Raw genomic sequence first — 22,850 nt, 5'->3', positions numbered from 1 at the left:
TTGCCGGACGGAAAAAACGGCGTTAGAAGTCGCCCTTGAAATCGGCGGACCGGGCAAATATAGCCCGCGCTAGTTCAGGCCTTATGCAGACGTAGCTCAGTTGGTTAGAGCGTCGGATTGTGGCTCCGAAGGTCGGTGGTTCGAATCCACTCGTCTGTACCATTCCCCCACAAATAATAAATTTCGCGCATCAGGTACGTTGGGAACTCCCTTAACGGAACCGTGTTAGCTTGCCGTGTTTCTTGAACAGACTTCAATCTGACAGCGCCGACTGTTTTCCGGCGGCAGGTACGAGGGAGATACGGCAATGGCGAAAGAGCGGCAGGGACTTTGGGGCAGATTGATCCGGCTGCCAGGACAGTTGCTGCTGGCCCTGATCAATGCAACGGCTTTACTGGTGATCGCTGCAAGTGTTTTGGCGTTGTTGGTGCTTCACCAGGTTGAAGAAGCCGGTACCCGTGTCGCCGGCGCGGTGACGGGAGCAACGCTTGCACGCCTGCAAGTCACGCCGGCGGAATTCAAAGACAATTTGGAAAACCTGGATGATCGGGTTCAAGAGATATCAGAGTGGTTGCAAAGCCCAAGCCTGAAAGCAGATCCGGAGCTGAAACGTCAATTGACGGAGCTGAATGCCAATCTGGTTGGTTTGCGCGAGGCAGCCGACGGTATTCGCTCTGCAGGGCCCGACATAACTTCCGCCGCCTTTGAGCAGGCCGGAGACCTCCTGACCGACGCGCTTCACACGCTGCGTGGCTGCGGTGTTCCGACCAGCGTTGTCATTCAGGAGGGCATAACCGTCTCTTCGGCGCAACTGATCCAACAGCGTTAGTTCTGGAAAACGTCCGCCCATTCTGGGTGTTTTTGTCGCTGGGCATTTACATAGGGGCATAGCGGCATGATCTTGAACTGTTTTTCCCGTGCATCAGAGACCAGTCGTTCCACCAGTGCTTTGCCGACACCAAGCCCGCGCATCGTGTCCGGCACGCCAGTGTGATCGGCAATAATCAGGCGGTCGTTGACGATCGAGTAAGTTAATTCGGCTGGATCCGGGATGCCGTCGACGATGGCAACGTAGCGGCCTTTGGCTCCCTCGACTTCCAGGCTGATTGTCGGAAGGACGGTTTCGGTCATGATGTTTCCTCTACATAGGACGCGCAGGGAATGCACTGCGCGCTTCCAGGATTTGGTGCAGTTAGGCGGCCAGGTCGAACAACAGAAATTCTGAGTCTTCCTGGGCGCTCAATGAAAGTGCACCTTGCTCTAGGACCCCGAGGCCATCGCCAGCGGTCAACTGCTGGCCATTGACATTCAATTTGCCCCTGACGATCTGGACCCAAACCTTGCGGCTGGAACGAACGTCAAACGCAAGGCTGCGGTCCGCAGTCAGGAGCGAGCCGTAAAGGTCGACATCCTGATTGATCGTAACCGACCCGTTGCGGCCGTCGCGGGAACCAATCAGCCGCAGAGCGTCCTTACGCTCCTCGGTTGGAAACGCCTTCTGCTCGTAACTCGGAGCAAGTCCGTCTTCTTCCGGCACGATCCAGATCTGCAGGAAGTGCACCGGATCTGTGCTCGAGGCATTGTATTCGCTGTGCCGGACGCCAGTGCCAGCACTCATGCGCTGCAACTCACCAGGACGTATGACAGACCCTGTGCCAAGGCTGTCTTTGTGCTCCAGCCCACCGGAGACCACATAGGAGATGATCTCCATGTTCTCATGCGGATGAGTCGGGAAGCCGGCTGTCGGCGCGACACGGTCTTCGTTGATGACCCTAAGCGCGCCGAAACCAATGTGGTTCGGATCAAAATAAGAGCCGAAAGAAAACGTATGTTTGCTTTTCAGCCAGCCGAAATCAGCATCGCCGCGTGCTTCGGATGCCCGGTAGATCTGAGACATAACAACAATCCTTTCAAGAGCTTGGCGGAACGGTCCGCATTGTTGGTCTTAAGATTGTCGTGTCGGTCGTGATTTACAATTGCGCCATCATTTGACGATTAGTCGTCTATTCTTGAACAATCAGAGTCGTCAGATCCGATCAAGCAGAGGTGCTTAAAGTTCGGTTGAGCGCAGCGAGCGCCTTTATCCGTGCGGTGTCCGGTTTGATCCGCTGACCATTGGGTGCAAAGGCTTGTTTGAAGGAAAAAGCCTGCGCATTTGGACCGGCCGCAATGAGGTTTTCGAACCGGGCGACCGCTTCGGACCAGTCCGGGCGGTGGCCGTCCGAGACCCACCACAGCACATATTCAGGAATGTGATTAGCCTTTATGTGCCACTTGTGGCCTTGCCGGTAAGCATCACCGTGGTCGCCGTGATAGGTCGCGGCCATCAAGGCTTCCATGGAGTCCCAAAGGGACAGGGTGGACGGCGCCCAGCCGTCACCATTCAAGTTTTGCCAGCACTTTGGGAAGACCTGAAGGCCCCAACTCTCCGGTCCTTCTTCACCGTCATAACCAGACCGGGCGAAAAAACCGTTTGCATTTTCGATGGCGGCGAAAGCGCCAGGTTCGGCATCCCGGAACCCCTTGATTGCATCCGATTGGAAGGGGGCAACAAACTGGTTGAATGTATAAACGGCAAGACGATGTGCTGGCATAGGCTCTCCTGTGATGGCGCGCATCACATGGATTGATTGCCTGACATGCAAGTATAAAGTGTGTTGTAGTCCGGTTTTTGAGTGAGGTGTGGCGGAACTGCATCGAGGCTTGCTCTGGAGACCAGCTGCATTTGTGCAAACGGGGAATGAATGTTGTGGGCTGGCGTTTTTGCCTGGCGTCACTATTGTGTACGCCGGTATGCAGTTGGCGCTCCTGTCTTTTCGTTAAGGAACGGGCAGCTTGTGATAAATGCGCCTGATAAAATGATGAGGACGTCTGGTGGAAGATCTCAGTCTCGTTTCGCTTGGTCTATTGGCTGCGGCTCTTTTGGCAACCGGCCTGGTGGCAGGGATCATCGCCGGTCTTTTGGGGGTCGGCGGCGGCATCGTGATCGTGCCGGTTCTCTACTATATGTTCACTGCCTTGAAGATCGATCCTTCTGTTCTGATGCATGTTGCGGTCGGAACGTCTCTTGCAACTATTTTGGCAACTGGTACGTCCTCGGCGAGGGCGCATCATCAGCGCGGCAGCGTGGATATGGATCTTCTAAAACGCTGGTGGTGGGCGATTGCGATCGGTGTTGTCGCTGGTGCGACCTTGGCCGGCAATATCTCCGGCGGCGCGTTGACATTGGTCTTTGGCGTGGTCGCGCTTGCGGTCTCTGCCAACATGATGTTCCGGAAAAACGGCTCGGCGCTGGCTGACACTCTTCCAGGTTCCCCCCTTAAGGAAGTACTCGGATTTCTGATCGGAGGTATCTCAGTGATGATGGGCATCGGCGGTGGAACACTGGGCGTACCCACATTGACTTTGTTCAACTATCCGATCCGCAAGGCGGTTGGTACGGCTGCCGCGATCGGACTGATTATTGCGGTACCCGGAACACTGTTGTCGGTCTTTTTCGGTTGGAACGCGGAAGGCCGGCCGCCCTTCTCACTCGGTTATGTCAATCTGATCGGCTTCTTTTTGATCATTCCTGCGTCTACCTATGCAGCGCCCTTGGGAGCGAAGATCGCCCATGCGATTGACCCGTCAAAACTGAAGCTGATATTTGCGCTGTTCCTCGGGTTTACAGGCCTTCGCATGATCTATGACGTGATGATGTAAGAGCCGTGTTCCACCACGATTATTGATAGACCGGATGAAAAGGTTTCATTGGTCCTATTGGCGCGGATCAGGAACAATGATGGTTGGAATTCCATCGATGACCGGCTAAGCCGGCTACAGGACAAATATGTTGGAACGTAATGTCACCCTCAGCTTCAAAGGCTGTGTTCAGGGGGCTCTTTTGTGTGTTCCCGTGTTTCCGGGAATTATCGCGCTGGGCGCGGTCTTCGGCACGGTCGCAGCGCAAAAAGGCCTGACCTTTCTGGAGACCATATTGATGAATTCCCTGGTGTTTGCCGGGGCGAGCCAGTTTGTGGCCATGGAAGTCTACAGCGATCCCCTGACATGGGGAACGCTTGTGGCAATGGTTGGTGTGACGGCAGCGGTCAATATGCGCATGCTGCTGATCGGAGCCAGCCTGCGGCCTTGGTTAGGTCAGGTGCCGGGCTATAAGACCTATCCGGCTCTTTACTTCCTGACAGATCTCAATTGGCTGATATCCCTGTCCGAATATGACAAAGGCACGCGGGATTGGGGGATTTACCTGGGCAGCGGTTTGATCACTTGGACCGTCTGGTCCTTGTCTGTGATCCCAGGATACTTTGCTGGCAGCCTTATCTCTGATCCGAAGGCTTTTGGTCTCGATGTTATTCTACCGGCCTTCTTTGCGGCCCTGCTGGTTCCATTGTGGAAGGGCAAACGTCAGACTGTGAGCTGGCTGGTTGCCGGCGTCGTAGCAACAGCCACCTGGGCCTTGGTGGGCGGTTACTGGAGCATCTTTACCGGCGCGATAGCCGGTGCATTTGCGGGGGCGTATCTCGATGACTGATGGTGCTTTTTCCGCAGACATGATGTTTGTACTTGCCGTTTTGGGGATGACAGCGGCAACCTATGCCTTACGTGCCGGCGGCTATTGGGTCATGGGGCGTATGCCGTTGACACCCCGCGTGCGACGGGGGCTGGAAGCACTCCCGGGGGCGATCATCGTCTCGACCATCTTGCCGATCATCTTGAAGGGCGGCCTGGCCGTTGGATTATGTCTGATCGTTGCCGCGGCCGCGCAAATCAAATTGCGCAAGGAATATGTGGCCGTTTTCTGCGCTGCCGCAGCTGCCGCAGCGATGCGGGCAGCTGGCCTCTAGAGCTCTGGGCAAAAGATTATAAAGCTGCCTTTGCTTGACGCAGAACAGTGTCGGCGTCGGCACCGGCATCCACCTGCGGCCAGGTCATCCGGCCGAGATCGTAGGTGAGTTGCTGATCAACAATCTCGGCTGTTGCGTCAGAAGCATCGCCGTCACGTGCTTTGATCCGCTGCTTCAGTGTGTCAGCATCGGCGCTAAGCCAAAGACCGTGAAACCCGGCCTCAACCCGTGCGCTCACTGTCTCAATGGCCGTGCGCTCAGCTTCTGCCGCAAAAACAGCATCATAAATCGCCGAATGACCTGCAGCTAACACAGCCTGCATTTCGGCATCTACAGCATGATAAATTTTGTCGGAAGCTTCTTTGGTATAGGCGCTTTTTGGGGCTTTTTCAGTTTCTGATAGGCCAAGCAGTTTTTTGCGTTTGACATCAGTTCGTAACACCCGCGCGCCCGGTGCCCGGCCAATCTCCGGGGCCAGTCCATAGGCCAGTGTCGTCTTGCCGGTGCCGGAAAGCCCGCCGATTGCCAAAAGCTCCGGCTGTGACGGCTCTAAAAAGCCCAAGGCATACTTGAAATAGGTTTTCGCCTGCGCTTGTTGGGCCGCTTTCAAGGCCGGGTCAGATTGGTTGAGCGCTGAAGCAGCTGCGATTTTGGAGCGGATTGCCGCGCGCATCATCAAGTAAAACGGCAAGGCCGCGAGGCCTTCCGGATTTTCCGTTAGTGGGCTGAGGTCCAGATAACGATTGAAGACCCTGTTGGCGGCCTTCGGCTGACCTCGTTCCCAAAGGTCCATCAGCAAAAAGGCGAGATCATATAGAATGTCATTGGTGGCAATGGCGTCAGAAAACTCCACGGCATCGAAAAGTACCAGTTTGCCATCTATCAGGACGATGTTGCGCAGGTGCGCATCGCCATGGCACCGCCGGATCAAGCCCAATTCACCGCGCTTGAGGATCAGATCGTGAATGGACGCAAGGGCTGCTCTTGAAGCGCGTGTTAAATGATGGACCTCATCGGAAGCAAACAACTCTGGATGCTCGTGAAAGGCCGCATCATTTTGATCCACATAGGTAGCGAGTTCGGAATAAAAATCCGGCCCCTTTCTCAGCGGAGCATGCGCGTGCGCGGACACCATCATTTGTGCGAGCTGTTCGGACAATCGATAAGAAAAAACGCTGTTGGCAGCGACAGAGTCCAGTTCATTGCTGCGGTCGAAGCGATTCATCTCAACCGCCCATTCTATTGGAGTGCCACCTCCGTCCAGGGCAAGGGAGCCATCTTCTTGACGGGTAACTGGCAGCGCCCGGAGGTAGATCTCGGGTGCATTTGCCTGGTTGAAGGTGATTTCAGCTTTACAGGCGTCTTCACGCAGCGCCAATGTAGAATAATCGAGAAAGGGGAATTGGACGGCGCGTTTGATCTTGTAAGCTTTTGACCCAACCAGAAACACTACGTTCGCGTGGGTGTCGATGCGGACCACATCCGGTCGGGACGGGTCGTCGGACGGGAGGCCTTCGAAATAGGAGAGTGCCTCGTTCTGTGTGTCTGTGCGATCCATGATCCGTCCTTCGTCTGTTAACGGGCAGTTTGCCCCACAGGTGCGCTAACAGGTTTGATTCTTCTCAATGTAAGGTCACAGCGATGTGGCACATATAAGAGTACTTGTCAGCACTAGGAGGGCTCCATGAACGACTTTCCAGCTTTGAAAAAGATCAGGCTGAACCTGGCCCGGACCAAAGAGTTTCCGCAAGGCTCGGCGCGTCATGGGTATGAATTTACAGCACCACTGGATGAGACCGGCCATATTGACGCCGGTCTTTGGAAAAAAGAACGCGATCATTGCCGCGTGCGCCGATTCTGGGGCGACGAGGTCGAGGAGATTGGTCATTTGATTCACCGTCCAGGCGGTTCATGGGCGTTCCACTATGACATTGACGGTGATGATGACGATGAAGCGGGCTACCGGTTTGGAGCGCACGCGTTCACACCGGGTGAATATGTCTCGATCAAAGATGAAGACGGTGACCTACACACCTTCCAGGTGGTGACCGTTCAGTCTGTTTAAAAAACACTTGGGTCCTGGCCCTAGCCACGGGCTGCTGAGCGCTGTTGCGGATAGGCAGCAGCGCGCATCACGTCCGCGAGCAATTGATAAGCTGTAATCCAGGCTTCTCTCACTTCGGGCGTAAATTCGTTTCCAAGCCCCTTTTTCAGGGTTCGAAGAAGTGCATTACCAACAAACGTGTAGTGCCGGGCAGTCACACCGTAATCGAGATGTTTGACTGCAAGCTTTTCGGCGGCAGGCACGATCACATCAGTGTTTTCCAGATTTCGGACAATCATGGTCAAGGCGGACAGTAGCTTCTTGCCCTGGTCTTTCATATCGTTCTTGAACATAGATTTCAGCGCAGGGTCTATTTCAAATAATTCTTGATAAAAAATCTCTGCAACCTTCTCTCCTAAGGGGGCTGCCTTCGCGAAGCTGTCTTGAACCAACTTGATCTCGTGTTTATTCACAATGATCTCCTTAAGAATACTTAATTTCGACATTGTGATAACTTTCAGTAATCACACATAACAGCCGATATCAAAGTAACGCACTTAAAAATTTCAATAGTGTAAATTGAATTTACTGTGATTGAATCGCGAAATTCCTATCTTTGATCGTGGCGTAATCTTGCTGCGTTTTGTCAAGGTCGGTAGCGTTGTGTTGTTAGGTGCTTGATCGCCTATTCAATCCAAAAAGGAATGATGTTATTGCAAATTAATGTGACGGGCCACTCTGCCAGAGCCTCAAATATTGGACTATGTTTATAACACCTGCCATAGATCAAACCTAATGTCATGAGGGATGGGAATGAATAGCGGAGCGAAATCCGGTGGCCAGTTGTTGGTAGATGCGCTTGAGCGCCATGGAGCGGAGCGCGTTTATTGTGTTCCAGGTGAAAGCTATCTGGCAGTCCTCGATGCTCTGCATGATGCATCCATCCCGGTGACCGTCTGCCGCCAGGAAGGCGGCGCGGCGATGATGGCCGACGCCCATGGCAAGCTGACCGGCAAACCGGGGATCTGCATGGTGACCCGGGGACCCGGAGCAACCAATGCGTCCGCAGGGGTCCATGTGGCTGCCCAGGATTCCACGCCGATGATCCTGTTTATTGGTCAGATAGAGCGGGGTATGCGCGAGCGCGAAGCCTTCCAGGAAGTCGACTATCGCCAGATGTTCGGCGGCATTGCCAAATGGGTGGCGGAGATCGATCACGCAGACCGGGTTCCGGAGTTCATCTCCCGCGCCTATCATGTCGCGACTTCTGGACGCCCAGGGCCTGTGGTTCTGGCTCTGCCGGAAGACACACTTGTGGAACTCGCCGATGTTGCTCAACCGCCAGCCTGGCAGCAAGTTGAGACCTATCCAGGCCTGCCGCAAATGGCAGATTTGCAAAAGCGGCTTTGGGCGGCGGAACGGCCGATCGCCATTCTCGGCGGCAGCCGATGGTCCGAAGAAGCTGTTGCCGCCTTCACCCGCTTTGCGGAACGGTTTGATCTGCCGGTTGCCTGTTCCTTCCGCCGTCAAATGCTGTTCGACAATCTGCATCCGAACTATGCCGGCGATGTTGGCATCGGTATCAATCCGAAACTGCTCGCCCGCGTCAAAGCATCCGACTTGATTCTGCTGGTTGGTGGCCGCCTGTCGGAAATGCCGAGCCAGTCTTATTCCTTGCTGGATATCCCGGCCCCGAGCCAGCAGCTGGTGCATGTTCATGCCGATGCTGAAGAGCTCGGCCGAGTGTACCGGGCGGATTTGTCGATCAACGCCAGCCCGACAGCTTTCTGTAAGGCGGTTGAAGGCCTGCAACCACCAGCAGAACTAAAGGGCGCCGGTGAAGCGGAAAAGGCCCATCAAGATTATCTGGGTTGGTCTGGAGCGCGACCGGAAATCCCAGGCAGTTTACAGATGTCCGGCGTCATGGAGTGGCTGGAGAACAACCTGCCGGAAGATGTGGTCTGCACCAATGGCGCAGGCAACTACGCCACATGGCTGCACCGGTTTCACCGGTTCCGCCGGTTTGCCACACAAGCCGCCCCAACCTCTGGGTCGATGGGCTACGGTCTTCCAGCCGCGGTCGCTGGAAAGCTTACTTTCCCAGACCGCGAGGTCGTGTGTTTTGCCGGGGACGGCTGCCTGCAAATGACCATGCAAGAGTTCGGTACAGCCTGTCAGGAAGCCGCCAACATTATCGTGCTGGTCATCGACAACGGCATGTATGGCACCATCCGTATGCACCAAGAACGTACCTACCCGGGCCGTCCATCGGCGACCAAGTTGGTCAATCCGGATTTTGCCGAATTGGCGAAATGTTATGGCGCCTTTGGTGAAACGGTTGAGACGACCGAAGAGTTCGGTCCGGCTTATGAGCGGGCGCGTGCTTCTGGCAAACCGGCTATCTTGCATTTGAAGCTGGATCCGGAAGCCATCACCCCTGGCGCCAGCCTCAGCCAGATCCGAGCAGCGGCCGAAAAGGGTTGAGCCAACAGATCAGGCGCTGTCCTCAGGCAAATCCGTAACGGGCAAGATCACATCTGAAATTCCCGCATCGTCGGGGGATGTTGTGATCTTAAATCCGAGCGCCTGACACATCGAGATCATTGAGGTGTTTTCTTTCAGAACTTCACCCTTGATGGTCTCGATCCCGTCCGCTTTCGCATAACGGATGATCAGTTTCATCAGCGCCCAGCCAAGGCCATAGCCTTTCAGATCCGAGCGCACCATGACGGCATATTCGCCTGTGTGGTGGTCGGGGTCAGCATGCAGGCGGACAACGCCAAGCAAAGATCCATCTTCCGGGTCGAGCGCGGTAAAAGCCATAGCTCTTGCATAATCGAGCTGTGTCAATCGGGCGAGAAACCGGTGGCTGAATTCCCTGACAGGTGCAAAAAACCGAAGGCGCAAGTCTTCCGGAGAGATCTGTTCAAAGAAGGCCTTGAACATGTCTTCGTCTTCCGGGCGCACCGGCCGGACAAAGACTTGCCGCCCGCCCTTCACTGTTAGGGTTTGCTCCCATTCCTTCGGATAGGGCGCAATTGCCAAACGGCTGCCACCGGTTCGCCCGGGGCGTTTTTGCGGATGGCAGAGTGTCATCCGCGCATCCAGTGCGACCAGGCCGGAGGGCAATGACACCATCGGATTGATGTCCAGCTCCTGGATCTCGGGGACATCGATGGTGATCTGCGAGAGTTTGACCAAGGCTTCCGCAAGTGCTGCCTTATCTAGGGCTGGCCGGGAGTGCCCGCCATCAAGCAGGCGTGCGATCCGGGTTCGGTTAATTTGCGCTTCTGCCAAATTCAGATCAAGTGGCGGCAGTTCAAGGGCGATATCTTCGCTCTCCTCGATCGCCGTTCCGCCCTGGCCGAACACCAGAACAGGTCCGAATTCCGGTGTTTCCGCAAGGCCAAGATAAAGTTCCAGGCCGTGCCGGTCTTCCAGCATGGGGTGAACCGAAATTCCGGATATCCGAGCATCGGGATAGTCCCGGCGGGTGTTATCGATGAGCTCCTTGGCGGCCTGTTCGACCGCAGCCGGATTTTCCAAGCCAAGCCGGACACCGTCGATTTTGGATTTAAATGGCAGATCAGGCGAGATCAGCTTAGCGACACAATGCTTGACCGTCTTAAAAAAGGGTTCAGACAGTTTGCCGGCGGCCTGAGGCGTTGTTGCCATGTCCGTTGCCATGATCGGCAAATCATATGCTCGGAGAATGTCGCAGACCTCTTTTGGTGTCAGCCAGATCCGGTCTTCGGCCAAAGCCGTTTCGACTATGGAGCGTGCGGTTTTGGTGTCGGGTGTGAAACTGGCCGGCAGGCTGGGTGGCGCTGCCATCAGGAATTCACGTGCCTGGGCATCATGTGCCAGATGCATCAGGCTGCGTGCCGCTTCCGCCGGACTGGCGTAATTGGGCACCTTTGCGTCCGTCAGGACTTTACGTGTTGCACTGTCGCCGCCGATCAGTCCGGCAACCAGGGCTTTTCGGCGTCCCGGCCGCTTACGATCCTGGTTGGCAGCATCCGCGATGGCAGAGGCCAAGGCCGGCAAAGGTTGAAAGGCGCTGGCGGCTTGCAATACGACAGCACCATCCACGTTTTTATCTTTAAGAACCGAGGTGATCGTTGAGGTCAATTCCTCGGCAGAGGTATCTTCTGGAAGAATAATCGAGGCTTGCCCCGCAGATGTGTCATCGAGATCGCGCGACTTGCCAATGAAGTGTTGCAGTTCGGATTGGGTCTCTTCGCTCAAGGACGCAAAATTGGCGCCGAGCGCGGCCAGCCGGTCATAGGCCAGGCTTGCGAGGCTGTGACCGTTCGCGATAACGGCAAGGTTGCGGCACTGCGGCACCCGGACATGAGAAAGGGTTTCCAGCGCTTCGAACATTTCGTCGAGATCGTAGACCCGTAAGAGACCAGCGCGACGGAACGCGGTTTCGTAGACAAGGTCGGATTTAGCCAGCCGTCCGGCATGGGTGCGCCCGGTGCCTCCGGTGTCCCGGCTCCGGCCGGATCTGAGGACAATAACAGGTTTACTGCGCGCCGCCGCCCGGGCCGCCGACATGAATTTCCGCGGAACGGCTATGCCTTCCAGATGCAGAACGATGGCGCGCGTGCGGTAATCCTGCGCGAAATAGTCAATCAGGTCGCTGACATCGACATCGATCCGCGCGCCAAGGGACACTACGGATGAAAAACCTGTGTTGTGGGTCTTGGCCCAGGAAAGGGTCGCGTTCAAGACAGCGCCAGAGCGGGAGAAGAAGGCGATGTCACCTTTTGTAGGCTGTTCTGCACTCAGCAGCGCATTGAGCCCTTTGGCCGGGACTGAAACTCCCAGACTGCCGGGGCCGATCAAGCGCAGATTGGTTTTTCGGGCCGCTTCACGGCAAGCCTGCATGACCGGCTCCGGCCAGGATTCATAACCGGGCGAGGGGATCAGCACTGCCCTTGTGCCGCGGGCGCCGAGATCTTCGATGATCTCAGGAAGAGCCTCTGCCTTTGCCAGGTAAATTACCAGATCTGGTGTCTGTTTGAGATCGGACAGTGTTCGTACGCTCTGCCCGCTGAAGGGGACGGAATAATCTATCCCGACCAGTGTCACCTTGTGGCTTTCTTCAATCGCGTGAAGGCATGCAATCAACTTGTCCGTCAAAACGCCTGGATGGCGGCAAGGACCGAGGACGGCAATGGAGCTTGGTGCAAAAAAACCATCGAGATTGCGGATGGTCACAACGGGATCCTTTCCCGGACTATTGCAGGCTGATCGGAGACTAGCGACTTTTTAAGACAAAAAAATACCCGCGCTCAAAAAAGTTGGGCGCGGGCGTGCGGCAATTTATCAGGCCTTAGTGGGCCATCAGAACCGGAACAGTCATGGATTCTAAAATCTCGCGGGTTGCCCCGCCAAACAGGAACTCGCGCATCCGGCTGTGGCCGTAGCCGCCCATGACGACCAGATCGTTGCCGTTGTCTGAAACGTGGTTCAGCACGGTGTCTGCAACGCCTGTCTGCGGATTGTTCACCACCTCAATCGTGACATTCATATTGTGCCGGGCAAGGTAATTGGCAACTTCCGCGCCAGGTTGGCCATTGTCTGAATTGGCACTCTTTTCAATGACGAGGATTGTAACCTTGTCGGCCTTTTCCAGAACCGGCAGCGCCGAATGGATGGCGCGGGTGGCCGTTGTGCTGCCATCCCAGCCGATAAGCACATTGTTGGGTTCAAAAGCCTTGCTGCCGATATAGGGAACCAGAAGAACTGGCACGCCGCTCTCAAACAGAACCGTTTCGATTAGCAATTCACGCATGGGCTCCGGCGTATCTGGATTGCTTTGCCCGATCACGACGAGATCTGTTGCCCGGCAATGCACGAGAACATTGTCCAGCGGGCCTCCGGTCAAAATCTCCGCCAAACGGCTTTCGTTGTTTACGCCGGCCAGTCGGGCGAATTCGTCGAATTGACTTTGGGCGTCCTTGGCCGCAGCAACAGCTTGGTCGTGGGCCGCCTGAAGATAGTCAACCGGCATCGGTGCGGCTGCGAATGCCGGGACAACAGGCTCAAACGAGACAGCCAGTCCGGTGACATGGGCGTCGTGTACACGTCCGAATTCCAAAGCGTATTTTGCGGCTGGCTGCTCGCCCGCCAAATCCAGAATCGTCAGAATATCTTTGATCGGCATCATACCCTCCTATGGCCGGTTTCAGACTAATCCAGCCCTGTCAAAAATCTATAGGGTTCTGGAATTTGACGTCTTTGACCCTTATCAAAAGATGATGCCTTATCGCTCCTGCAGTGGCGGCAGATAAAAAAATCGGCAATAAGAGGCCATGTCGACCCGTTGGCTCATATTGGCTCTGCCGCCGCTTCTCCTGATCATAACGGCCGTAGCGCTGGCGTACGTCTTTCAGGAGCTGGATGAGGACGGTGTCGACCGGAAGGCCGCCGAACGTTTAACACTCTACCGGCAAACGATCGTCGGCGAATACCAGAAATACCGGTATCTGCCTTATATGATTGCCCGCGACCCGAGGGCCACCGCGTCTATTGGATTGGGCCAGCCGGCCGAAAGCGCTAATCGCTTTTTGGAAGAGATGGCGGCAAATTCCGGTGCGGATCTGCTGTATGTCATGAATGCGGAAGGCACGACGGTTGCCGCCAGCAATTGGCAAAAGCCCTTGTCGCTTGTCGGCCGGAATTATGGCTTCAGACCCTATTTCAAAGCAGCCATGCGGGGCGAAGAAGGGCAGTTTTTTGCGATCGGGTTGACCACCGGGCGGCCAGGATTGTTCCTTGCCCGGCCAACACCTGTTGAAGGTGAGCCTGTTGGTGTTGCTGTCGTAAAGGTCGATACAAGGGATCTGGAAACAGCCTGGGCGGAAGGCGGCGAACTTGTTTTTGCCACAGATGCGGATGGTGTGATTTTTCTCTCCAGCCGGCCGGATTGGCGGTATCGGACACTTGCGGACCTGCCGCCAGAAACTCGCGCGGCTATTGCAAGCAGTCAAAAATATGCCAAGGAGACGTTGAAACCGGTGAGCGGCCAGCCCGTGACCGGTCAAAAACAACTTACCATCGACCGCCAAACATTCCGGCACAATTCAACGGATGTCGGTCTGCTCGGATGGAAACTGCATTTTCTGGTGCCGGTTGAAGAAACACATAACAGTGCCTTGCCCATTTGGGCTGTGACGCTGACGTTGTGTTTGTTTTATGCGGTGATCGTTCTCGGTCTGCGTGGCCGGCGTCTTCGCAAGGCATCTGCTTTGCTGCGTCAGGAATCGGCCGACCTTAAAGATCTCAACCAGCGGCTTGTGGGTGAAATCAAAGAACGCCGCCGGGTCGAACATGCCTTGCTGGAAGCGCAGCGCGGACTTGCCCGTTCAAACCGTTTGGCTGCGGTCGGGGAAATGTCGGCAGCTGTCGTCCATGAACTCAGCCAGCCCCTGTCCGCGCTCCGCATGTTCGTTGCCGGAACCCGGAAGTTCTTAGAAAAAGGGGACACTCAGACGGCGGCGGAAAACTTGCAGGAAATAGACTCTTTGCAGACGCGCATGACCAGTCTCACCCAAGAGCTAAAGCGATTTGCGCGCCCGGGCGAAAGCCGGATCGAAAACGTCGATCTTCGTGAAAGCATCCAAGCGGCTGAGAAAATCGCGCGCCCACGGTTTGAAGAAACCGGGGTTCTCTTAAAAATTGACATGCCAGTTACGCCGTTGATCGTGGAAACTGCGCCATTGCGCATAGAGCAGATCCTCGTAAATCTCTTGCGGAATGCGGCAGATGCAGCGGCAGATAAAGATGATGGTGTCGTTCAGCTCCGGGTCGAAGAAACAGGCACCAGCGTTCTGATTAGGGTGCTCGACAATGGTCCGGGGATTCCCATCGGTTTGAGAGAGCGTATCTTTGATCCGTTTTTCTCAACCAAAACCAATTCGGAAGGGATGGGTTTGGGGCTTGCCATTTCCATGCGAATTGCAGAAGACCTGGGCGGGGAACTGTCTGTCTCAGGAAACAGGCCCAAGGGGGCTGTTTTCGAGCTTAAAGTGCCGGCGTTAAAGTCCGGCGATACCGCGGATGACCCGTCCGAATATCTGGAGCCTGCGATCGCCGAATGACTTCGATCCCGCCGCAAAGCCAAGCATCGACGAATACACCTGTTTTGATTGTTGATGATGACCCATCAATGCGGGCCGCCCTGCGGCAATGGATCCGTTTGGCGGACTTCGAAACCATCGAGGTGGAAACAACGGACCAGGCCATGGCCAATCTCGGGCCGGATTTTAAAGGCTGCGTTGTGTCCGATGTTATGCTGGATGGTGAAGATGGCATGACCCTGTTGCGCAGGGTGAGTGAGCTGGATAGTGATCTTCCGGTCATCCTGATTACCGGTCACGGCGATGTACCGATGGCCGTGGAAGCAATGCGCGCCGGCGCTTATGATTTTGTCGAAAAACCCTTCGATCCGGATTTGATAGCCGAAGTTGTCCGGCGTGCCTGTAACAGGCGGGCCTTGGTTCTGGAAAACAGGGCCCTGAAAACCCAGATTGCCGACAGCTCGAGCTTGGAAAGCCGCCTCATCGGCAACAGTCCCGCAATGCAGGCTCTTCGGCACCAGATTCTACATTTTGCGCAAACGGATGCAGCTGTTTTGATCACCGGTGAAACGGGAACCGGCAAAGAAGTGATTGCGCAGGCGCTGCATGATTTCAGCGCGCGGAAAAGCGGGCCATTTATGGCGATCAATGCGGCAGCGCTTCCCGAAACCATGGTGGAAGCAGAATTGTTCGGCCATGAAGCCGGTGCTTTTACCGGTGCAGACCGTCAGCGCATTGGCCGCATCGAAGCGGCAAATGGCGGTGTTTTGTTTCTCGACGAGATTGTCTCGATGCCGATGGCGCTGCAAGCCAAGTTGCTCAGGGTTTTGCAGGAGAGAAAAGTTGATCGGATTGGCGGGCACAAACCGATCAACGTCGATATCCGCTTGGTCAGTGCGGCCAATGTGGACCCCAGAGAAGCTGTAGCGTCAGGCCGATTGCGGGAGGACTTATTGTTCCGCCTGAACGCAATTGAGTTGACCATTCCGCCATTGCGCGAACGCGGACGCGACAGCATGTTGCTGTTCGACACCTTCTTGAACCGGTTCGCCGTCCAATATGGCATGGAAGCTCCGGCGCCGAGCGCCCAGGACGAAGCCTTTCTACAGACATACGAGTGGCCAGGAAATGTCCGCGAACTGCGCAACGCAGCTGAACGGTTTGTCCTGAATGCTCAGGTTAATCCGCAGCCGTTGGAAATTCTGGTCACCGGGCGGCGGGATGCGGTTTCGCCAATTGCTGCCGGCGGCCTCAAAGAGCTGATGGATGCCTACGAACGGTCCTTGATCGAGGGCGCATTGCGCCGGCATGACAGCAAGATCGCAGATGTCATGCGCGAGCTGAATGTGCCGCGCCGGACCCTCAACGAAAAGATGGCGCGTCTTGGCCTAAGCCGGGAGAAGACAGGCGGCTCGGACGTGCCAGAGAACTCTTAAAGCCCCTAATCGGCGGAAAACCGCCGACACAAAAAGAGGTTCGGCAAGATCTTGCCTAGGTGCATTGCAGCAAGTTGAAAAAGCACCCAAAAAAAGCCCCCGAATCCCTCAAATTACTGTTGTCATTCCAAGCTGGCACGGGTCATGCTTTATGAGATCTCGACTTGGTCCGCTCATCCTGTGCTGGCCGAGTGGTCAAGAGATTGAGCCATAAATCTGGGAGGATTGCATGCTCACGTCACTCAAATCCGCGACTGCGGTTTCCGCAGCTGCGCTTGGACTTATTTTCGCAACTGAAACCTTCGCCGCCGACGTCACTTGGAATGTATCCCTTTGGGGCAAACGCCGGGCGTTCACCGAGCACGTTGAAAAACTGGCCGAAGAAGTTGCCGCAAAGACCGACGGCAAGTTTGAAATCAAACTGCACTACGGCGGGGCACTGTCCAAGTCGCGTGAAAACCTCGATGGGATCTCCTTTGGCGCGTTTGAGATGGCTCAGTTCTGTGCCTCTTATCATGCCGACAAAAACCCGACCCTGACCGTTCTGGAGCTGCCGTTCCTGGGCGTTGCCGACCTGGAAACCGAAGTGAAGGTGTCCAAGGCGCTTTACGAGCATCCGGCCGTTCAAAAGGATCTGGGCCGCTGGAACGCCAAGCTGCTGATGCCGTCGCCAATGCCGCAGTATAATTTTGCTGGTAAAGGTGATGTGCCGTCGTCGGTTTCAAACTTTGAAGGCATGCGCGTTCGGGCACTCGGTGGCCTCGGCAAGCTGATGGAAGCAGCCGGTGCCGTTCCGACATCCGTGACCGCTTCTGAAACCTATCAGGCGATCGATTCCGGTACGGTTCAGGCCGCTGGTTTTGCTCCGCACGCCCACTTGGCGTTCAAGGTGATCGAAGTTGCTGACTGGTGGACCAAAAACCTCAATCCGGGAACAGTTCATTGCCCGGTTGTTGTGAACACCGACGCCTATGCAGCGCTCTCCGACGAGTTCAAGGCAGCCCTCGACGCATCTGTCGATCCGGCACTGGACCACTACCTGGCAACCTACGCCAAGGTTTATGACAAGTGGTGGCCGGAACTGGAAAGCCGCGGCATCCAGCAGATCGAGTATTCTGATGCAGAACTGGCTGCCTTTGCGGAAAAAGCCGGCCCAATCCAGGCTGCTTGGATCGAAGAGCAAACCGCTAATGGTCTGCCGGCACAGGAACTGCTCGACATGGTCAAAAAGACCATCGCTGAATAACGTCAGCCTCACTTAACAACGACAATGTCTCTCCGGCGCCCTGTGCCGGAGAGACCTTCCATAGGGCTGATTTTATGAACATACCTCACCCCTCCGGCGGCTCCGGTCAGGAGCGCCCGGCTACCTATATCCGTTTTGACGGCTGGCTCGGCCATGTTGAAAACGGCTTCAACCTGATTGCAGCTTTTTCCATTCTGGCTTTGATGCTTCTAGCGGTTGCCCAAGTCCTAGGCCGGTTGTTCTTTAACGCGCCAATCCCGGGCTTTATTGACATCACTGAACAGGCCATGGCGATCTTCGCTTTCGCTGGCGTTGCCTATTGCCAGCGTGTTGGCGGTCATATCCGCATGGAAATCGTGCTTGGAAAACTCAGTGGCCGGGCGCTGTACGTGTGTGAGATGATCGGGGTCATTATCATCGCCTTTACCGTGGCACTGCTGATCTGGGGCTCCCTGTTTCATTTCGACCGGTCCTGGTCGATTGGCGACAGCACGATGGACATTCGTTTGCCGACATGGCCATCGAAACTCGTCATTCCGGTGGCGCTCAGCCTCCTTTTCCTGCGCCTTATGATGCAGATTTACGGATATGCCCGGTTGGTCCGCGATCCGAACCAGGCCCCGATCGCTGTTCCGGTGATCGAAGATGTCGAAAAGGTCGCCCAGCATGAAATTGAAGAAGCCTTCGGCGACGAAGCTGTTGCAGGAGACGCCAAATGACACCGTTTGAAGTAGGTCTCTTGATGACCGGCGTCTTGCTGGTCCTCGTCATCCTTGGGGTTCGGGTTGCCTTTGCTGCAGCCTTTGTCGGACTTGTCGGACTGATCATCCACTTTTCGATGAAAATGGGTTTTGAGCGCGGGTTTTTCGTTGCGCTGAAAATGGCTGGCACGATCCCGCATTCGAAATCCGTCACATATGCGCTTTCGGTTCTGCCGACATTCATTCTGATCGGCTTTCTGGCTTTTTATGCCGGCTTCACCAAGCAACTGTTTGAAGCGGCCAAGCGCTGGCTGGGCTGGCTGCCCGGCGGCATGGCGGTTGGTACGGTGTTTTCAACGGCTGGCTTTGCGGCTGTGTCCGGAGCATCCGTTGCCACCGCTGCCGTCTTTGCCCGCGTGGCAATTCCGGAAATGCTGGCCGAAGGCTATTCCAAACGGTTGTCCTCAGCAGTTGTGGCTGCCGGTGGTACGTTGGCTTCACTGATCCCGCCATCGGCCATCCTGGTGATCTACGCGATCCTGGTGGAGCAGTCCGTCGGCAAATTGCTGATTGCCGGTTTCCTGCCGGGGGTGTTCTCGGCGCTGATCTATGTCGGTATCATCGTTGGTGTGTCTGCCTGGCGTGGGGATGCCCCAGCCATCAAAGGGTTTACCTGGAAACAGCGCTTTGAAAGCGTTCCGGGTACGCTGCCGATCATTGCTGTTGTCGCGATCATTTTCTGCTCGTTCTTCTTCGGCCTGGCAACGCCGACTGAAGCGGGGTCTCTCGGGGCTTTTGTTGTCTTGATGGTCGCCTTTGCCAAGGGCATGAAAACCCGGCAATTGGGGCAAGCGCTGCATGAAACTGCCAAGCTGACCGTGATGATCTTCACCCTTATCTGGGGGGTTCTGGTTTACGTCCGGTTCTTGGGTTTTGCGGGGCTCCCAGATGCATTTCGGGACTTCATCGTTGGGCTGGAATACTCACCATGGATCGTGATGATCTGCATCCTGCTCGCTTATGCGGTGCTTGGCATGTTCATGGATGCGATCGGGATGTTGATCCTGACGCTCCCGGTTGTCTATCCGGCTGTTATAGCGCTGAACGGCGGTGAAGGGGTGTCGGCTGCTGACAGTGCCTTTGGCATGTCCGGTGAAGCCTGCGCGATTTGGTTCGGCATCCTGGTGGTCAAAATGGCGGAGCTCTGTCTGATCACACCGCCGATAGGACTGAACTGCTTTGTTGTGTCGGGTGTGCGGCCGGACATTCCGGTACAAGAAGTCTTCCGCGGGTGTATCCCGTTCTTCATCGCGGATGTGCTGACGATTGGTGGGCTGCTGGCCTTCCCGTCGATCATCACGCTTCTGCCGTCCTTGATGGGATAGGCTCGCTCAAGCACACTAACTCAAAGAGCCGCCGGTATTTCCGGCGGCTTTTTTATTAGATTCCAAATTTGTTACGGCCCGGCGTGCCCGCAAAAAACATGTTCTTGAATGTTTGCACCAGGCAAATTGGGACACCGGCGAATGGAATAAACCAACTAAATACCCAATATCCTGAAACGTTGCGGTCATGCATCCGGCGAACGGTCACGGACCAACTAAAAACGCTAAGCGCAAGAATTATGGGCGAAGCCCAAAAATACTCCATCAAGAGAGAGTGGATTGTGAGTTCAAGGCTGGCCGTTCTAAGGAACGTCGCGCTCACGAATAGTGCCAGAAGTGCTACATGCAAAATAGTACAGTACCAATACATTGCCCTGCCGAGGCGTCCTTTAAAGGAAAACACGAAGGCAAGACAGTTCCAAAGCACCGTTCCGATGGATATGTCGTTGTCATCTTCTAAGCGGGCGGGGCCGGCAAGAGCGGGCGTACTCTGCGTAATGAAAACTGGGTTTCGTTTGGTTTTGGTTTCATCAAGACCGCGCCTGCCAAATGACTTTCGACTATTCATATTAAATTTGCCTCACAACAATTTTTGCGGGAATAATAGGGTGGAGCTCGCAAAGAGAGTGTTAAAATAATAGGTGGAATTGGAAGAAATCTTTATGGTCTTCATTGGCGCGCATTGAAAAAAGCGCGGGTCGTCAAATGGTTATAAGAATGTGCGGCGGTTAATCAGATATCGTATCGATTGGCTCCTTGCGTGCCAGGGAATATGCTGTTGGCCACCAACAGAAAGACGTTCAACCCCGGAACGAGATATCCGAAGTACCAATAGCCGGACAATCCGCGGTCCTGAAACCGGCGCGCTTCAAGTGAAAAGCGCAGCATCATCATGACAAAACAGAAGGTCAAGAAGCGGAGCACGAAGCCTGGGTCCTGCGTGGCGGCGGTTATGGTACTCCAGTTGAGAGAGCCGACAGCCTGTGCAAAGGCAAAATATCCGACGATGGATGTGAATGTGTAGGCCGTGCCGATTATCCAGTAATCGAGGCGGCTCACGCGGCCCCGGAAACCGAACAGCGTGCCGCAGATAAAGCAGATCATTGACCATGGGCCCGTGCGGTGCACTGATCTGTCCCGGTCCGTTGAGGCGTTGTAGGCCCGCTGGGTAAAGGTAGTCGATGAAACCGGCGGCACAGAGAAGGTTCCGGCGGAGTTATAGTCCATACCGCTGTTTCGGGAGTATTCAGGCGTAGCGCGCATAGACTCTATACCTCAGCTCGGCACCCAACAGAATATCTACAATGAACGTAGTACTGATGCGTTAAGCCTCTGGTAAGAGATTGCGTAAAAACTTTCTTAACAGGGATGTGGGGTGCTTGGCTGGGAGCGCTCCTTGGATCTTCCAGAAATGAATGATCCAAATTGACCGGAAAATTCTCTAGCGATCTCCCGGCTTCGCCCCAACCACCAACGCCGGCACGAGAAGAACCAAACATTTTTGAAAAGCATTAAAACAAGCTGCCTTGGTTCGCTGGGGCTTCTTTGACACCAGATTTCTTTTTCGGTGCAGGCTTGGTTTTTTTGGGACTGGCATCGCCGCTCATAGCAACAGCATCGATTGTGCCGTCCGCCAATTCCACCGATAGCGCTTCGCCGGAGGTCACAGATGCAGCCGAGCGGACTGGTTGGCCGTCGGCATCACGCACCACCGCATACCCACGGGCCAGGACATCTTTATATGACAGGGACTTCAGGAGTTTTTGTAAACTGTCCAGCCGTATGGAACTGTCTTTGATCCGTGCCAGATACGCCCTGTCCAACCGCTCACCAAGGCCTGTAATCCGTTCTTTTGAGAGCTCTGTTTGCTGATTAAGCCGGGCCGGAGTAAGGCGGGCTTCAAGAGCTGCAAAGGCCTGACGTTTCTGGGCGACGCCGACTTGCAATGCCCTTTGTTGGCGGTCTGCAATGACCGACAGATCCTGGCGTGCTTTTGTGCTCAGGCGCGTCAGCACGATAGGTGACAGGCGGGCAGAGGTGTTTTGATAGGCTGAGCGATGATGTCTGGTGTTGACGATCAGACCGCGTTCCAGGCTGTTGGCCGCCGTGTCAAAGCGCTGGCGCGGCAGAGCCAGCAAATCACGCAGCGCGGGCAGGGCGGCACTGGCCGCGCGAAGTTCAGTCCGCCGGGAGCTAACAAACCGCTGCAAGCCCGTCGACAAGCGGCGTGCCCGGTCATCGACCAACGCCATCAGTTCGGCTTTGACCGGTACTGCGATTTCGGCAGCCCCGGTGGGTGTTGGGGCGCGTAGGTCTGCTGCGAGATCAATCAAAGTCCAGTCAGTCTCGTGACCAACAGCCGATATCAGCGGAATGTCACTGTCTGCCGCAGCTCTTACGACGGCTTCTTCGTTGAACCCCCAAAGGTCTTCAATACTGCCACCGCCGCGCGCGACAATGAGTAGATCTGGGCGGGGAATTGGGCCGCCAGGCTCAAGCGCATTAAAACCGCGAATGCCGTTGGCGACCTCCGCACCACTGGTTTCGCCCTGCACCCGGACCGGCCAGACCAGGACATGCAGCGGAAAGCGATCTGATATCCGATGCAGGATATCCCGGATCACAGCCCCGGTTGGTGAGGTCACCACGCCGACGACTTTCGGTAGAGACGGCAAGGAGCGCTTGCGCTCATCGGCAAACAAGCCTTCGGCGGCGAGTTTCTTCTTGCGCTCTTCCAAAAGCGCCATCAAAGCCCCGGCGCCTGCGGGTTCCAGCGCATCGATGACCATCTGGTATTTTGACTGACCGGGAAAAGTAGTGATCTTGCCCGTGGCAATCACTTCCAAACCTTGCTCGGGCTGGATTTTCAGCTTGGAGGCAACACCGCGCCAGATCACTCCGGACAGGACCGCGCGATCATCTTTCAAGTCCAGATAGATATGCCCGGACCCAGGCCTGGAAATTCGGCCGAGTTCCCCGCGGACCCGCACGTACCCAAAGGAATCTTCCATCGTGCGTTTGATGGAAAACGAGAGTTCCGAGACGGAAAACTCTGCAACATTCGATTGGGTATCGGCCAAAGTCATGATTCCTTTTTATGGTCC

Annotated in this window: 21 protein-coding genes and 1 tRNA gene; 12 read left to right on the top strand and 10 right to left on the bottom strand. The window is 55.5% G+C overall.

All coding sequences use genetic code 11. From position 1 onward, the window contains the following. The first annotated feature begins 85 nt into the window (after positions 1 to 85). A tRNA-His gene (locus FJ695_RS27110) sits at positions 86 to 162 on the top strand. 145 nt (positions 163 to 307) lie between these two features. Then, a complete protein-coding gene (locus FJ695_RS27105; protein ID WP_209010835.1) occupies positions 308 to 829 on the top strand; it encodes a hypothetical protein in 522 nt (173 codons plus the stop codon). Here the strand turns inward: FJ695_RS27105 and FJ695_RS27100 are convergent. The 3 genes from FJ695_RS27100 to FJ695_RS27090 all read right to left on the bottom strand — a co-directional run bounded on the left by FJ695_RS27100 (position 826) and on the right by FJ695_RS27090 (position 2,594). Next, positions 826 to 1,131, bottom strand: a complete 306-nt coding sequence (locus tag FJ695_RS27100) for a GNAT family N-acetyltransferase (protein ID WP_141188353.1) — start codon at positions 1,129 to 1,131, stop codon at positions 826 to 828. The two genes, FJ695_RS27105 and FJ695_RS27100, sit on opposite strands and share 4 nt — an antisense overlap. A gap of 61 nt (positions 1,132 to 1,192) precedes the next feature. Further along, positions 1,193 to 1,897: a pirin family protein gene (locus FJ695_RS27095; protein ID WP_141188352.1), complete on the bottom strand. Its 705-nt coding sequence runs from the start codon at positions 1,895 to 1,897 to the stop codon at positions 1,193 to 1,195. A 139-nt stretch (positions 1,898 to 2,036) separates the two neighbouring features. After that, the gene (locus FJ695_RS27090; RefSeq protein ID WP_141188351.1) at positions 2,037 to 2,594 is read right to left on the bottom strand and encodes a DUF3291 domain-containing protein; all 558 of its coding nucleotides are present in this window, start codon (positions 2,592 to 2,594) and stop codon (positions 2,037 to 2,039) included. A gap of 280 nt (positions 2,595 to 2,874) precedes the next feature. On the opposite strand from FJ695_RS27090, the gene FJ695_RS27085 reads away from it, so the two are divergent. From FJ695_RS27085 to FJ695_RS27075, 3 genes are all read left to right on the top strand, one after another. Further along, complete coding sequence (locus FJ695_RS27085) at positions 2,875 to 3,702, top strand: sulfite exporter TauE/SafE family protein (protein ID WP_141188350.1); 828 nt, start codon at positions 2,875 to 2,877, stop codon at positions 3,700 to 3,702. A 127-nt stretch (positions 3,703 to 3,829) separates the two neighbouring features. After that, the gene (locus tag FJ695_RS27080) at positions 3,830 to 4,531 is read left to right on the top strand and encodes an AzlC family ABC transporter permease (RefSeq protein WP_141188349.1); all 702 of its coding nucleotides are present in this window, start codon (positions 3,830 to 3,832) and stop codon (positions 4,529 to 4,531) included. Further along, positions 4,524 to 4,844, top strand: a complete 321-nt coding sequence (locus tag FJ695_RS27075) for an AzlD family protein (RefSeq protein ID WP_168206503.1) — start codon at positions 4,524 to 4,526, stop codon at positions 4,842 to 4,844. Before FJ695_RS27080 ends, FJ695_RS27075 begins: the two co-directional genes overlap by 8 nt. Before the next feature lie 16 nt (positions 4,845 to 4,860). Here FJ695_RS27075 and FJ695_RS27070 read toward each other — a convergent pair whose 3' ends face one another. Continuing rightward, positions 4,861 to 6,402 carry a bifunctional aminoglycoside phosphotransferase/ATP-binding protein gene (locus FJ695_RS27070; protein WP_141188348.1) on the bottom strand — a complete coding sequence of 514 codons (1,542 nt, stop codon included), beginning with the start codon at positions 6,400 to 6,402 and terminating at the stop codon, positions 4,861 to 4,863. A gap of 126 nt (positions 6,403 to 6,528) precedes the next feature. On the opposite strand from FJ695_RS27070, the gene FJ695_RS27065 reads away from it, so the two are divergent. After that, positions 6,529 to 6,909, top strand: coding sequence for a hypothetical protein (locus FJ695_RS27065; protein WP_141188347.1), 381 nt, complete (start codon positions 6,529 to 6,531; stop codon positions 6,907 to 6,909). Between the two features lie 20 nt (positions 6,910 to 6,929). Here FJ695_RS27065 and FJ695_RS27060 read toward each other — a convergent pair whose 3' ends face one another. Then, positions 6,930 to 7,361, bottom strand: a complete 432-nt coding sequence (locus FJ695_RS27060) for a globin family protein (RefSeq protein ID WP_141188346.1) — start codon at positions 7,359 to 7,361, stop codon at positions 6,930 to 6,932. A gap of 340 nt (positions 7,362 to 7,701) precedes the next feature. Between FJ695_RS27060 and FJ695_RS27055 the strand changes: the two genes are divergently transcribed. Next, the gene (locus FJ695_RS27055) at positions 7,702 to 9,372 is read left to right on the top strand and encodes a thiamine pyrophosphate-binding protein (RefSeq protein ID WP_141188345.1); all 1,671 of its coding nucleotides are present in this window, start codon (positions 7,702 to 7,704) and stop codon (positions 9,370 to 9,372) included. A gap of 9 nt (positions 9,373 to 9,381) precedes the next feature. Here FJ695_RS27055 and FJ695_RS27050 read toward each other — a convergent pair whose 3' ends face one another. Both FJ695_RS27050 and FJ695_RS27045 read right to left on the bottom strand, forming a co-directional pair. Beyond that, positions 9,382 to 12,114, bottom strand: a complete 2,733-nt coding sequence (locus tag FJ695_RS27050; protein WP_141188344.1) for a bifunctional acetate--CoA ligase family protein/GNAT family N-acetyltransferase — start codon at positions 12,112 to 12,114, stop codon at positions 9,382 to 9,384. Positions 12,115 to 12,229: 115 nt separating this feature from the next. Beyond that, positions 12,230 to 13,066: a universal stress protein gene (locus FJ695_RS27045; protein WP_209010834.1), complete on the bottom strand. Its 837-nt coding sequence runs from the start codon at positions 13,064 to 13,066 to the stop codon at positions 12,230 to 12,232. Positions 13,067 to 13,211: 145 nt separating this feature from the next. On the opposite strand from FJ695_RS27045, the gene FJ695_RS27040 reads away from it, so the two are divergent. From FJ695_RS27040 to FJ695_RS27020, 5 genes are all read left to right on the top strand, one after another. Beyond that, positions 13,212 to 14,999, top strand: coding sequence for an ATP-binding protein (locus FJ695_RS27040; protein WP_168206502.1), 1,788 nt, complete (start codon positions 13,212 to 13,214; stop codon positions 14,997 to 14,999). Continuing rightward, positions 14,996 to 16,414, top strand: a complete 1,419-nt coding sequence (locus FJ695_RS27035) for a sigma-54 dependent transcriptional regulator (protein ID WP_141188343.1) — start codon at positions 14,996 to 14,998, stop codon at positions 16,412 to 16,414. Before FJ695_RS27040 ends, FJ695_RS27035 begins: the two co-directional genes overlap by 4 nt. 229 nt (positions 16,415 to 16,643) lie before the next feature. Then, positions 16,644 to 17,660 (top strand): C4-dicarboxylate TRAP transporter substrate-binding protein, encoded by a 1,017-nt coding sequence (locus FJ695_RS27030; protein ID WP_141188342.1) that lies wholly within the window; start codon positions 16,644 to 16,646, stop codon positions 17,658 to 17,660. A gap of 74 nt (positions 17,661 to 17,734) precedes the next feature. Then, a complete protein-coding gene (locus FJ695_RS27025; protein WP_141188341.1) occupies positions 17,735 to 18,379 on the top strand; it encodes a TRAP transporter small permease subunit in 645 nt (214 codons plus the stop codon). Next, positions 18,376 to 19,746: a TRAP transporter large permease gene (locus FJ695_RS27020; protein ID WP_141188340.1), complete on the top strand. Its 1,371-nt coding sequence runs from the start codon at positions 18,376 to 18,378 to the stop codon at positions 19,744 to 19,746. Before FJ695_RS27025 ends, FJ695_RS27020 begins: the two co-directional genes overlap by 4 nt. Positions 19,747 to 19,801: 55 nt before the next feature. Here FJ695_RS27020 and FJ695_RS27015 read toward each other — a convergent pair whose 3' ends face one another. The 3 genes from FJ695_RS27015 to xseA all read right to left on the bottom strand — a co-directional run bounded on the left by FJ695_RS27015 (position 19,802) and on the right by xseA (position 22,832). After that, on the bottom strand, positions 19,802 to 20,314 hold the full coding sequence (locus tag FJ695_RS27015) for a DUF805 domain-containing protein (RefSeq protein ID WP_141188339.1): 513 nt from the start codon (positions 20,312 to 20,314) through the stop codon (positions 19,802 to 19,804). A 164-nt stretch (positions 20,315 to 20,478) separates the two neighbouring features. Further along, positions 20,479 to 21,009, bottom strand: coding sequence for a DUF805 domain-containing protein (locus FJ695_RS27010; RefSeq protein WP_141188338.1), 531 nt, complete (start codon positions 21,007 to 21,009; stop codon positions 20,479 to 20,481). Between the two features lie 248 nt (positions 21,010 to 21,257). After that, positions 21,258 to 22,832 carry an exodeoxyribonuclease VII large subunit gene (xseA, locus tag FJ695_RS27005; protein WP_141188337.1) on the bottom strand — a complete coding sequence of 525 codons (1,575 nt, stop codon included), beginning with the start codon at positions 22,830 to 22,832 and terminating at the stop codon, positions 21,258 to 21,260. Positions 22,833 to 22,850: the final 18 nt, after the last annotated feature.

This window comes from Labrenzia sp. PHM005, from assembly GCF_006517275.1.
In the GTDB taxonomy this organism is placed as follows: domain Bacteria; phylum Pseudomonadota; class Alphaproteobacteria; order Rhizobiales; family Stappiaceae; genus Roseibium.
This window is presented reverse-complemented; position numbering and strand designations above follow the sequence as displayed.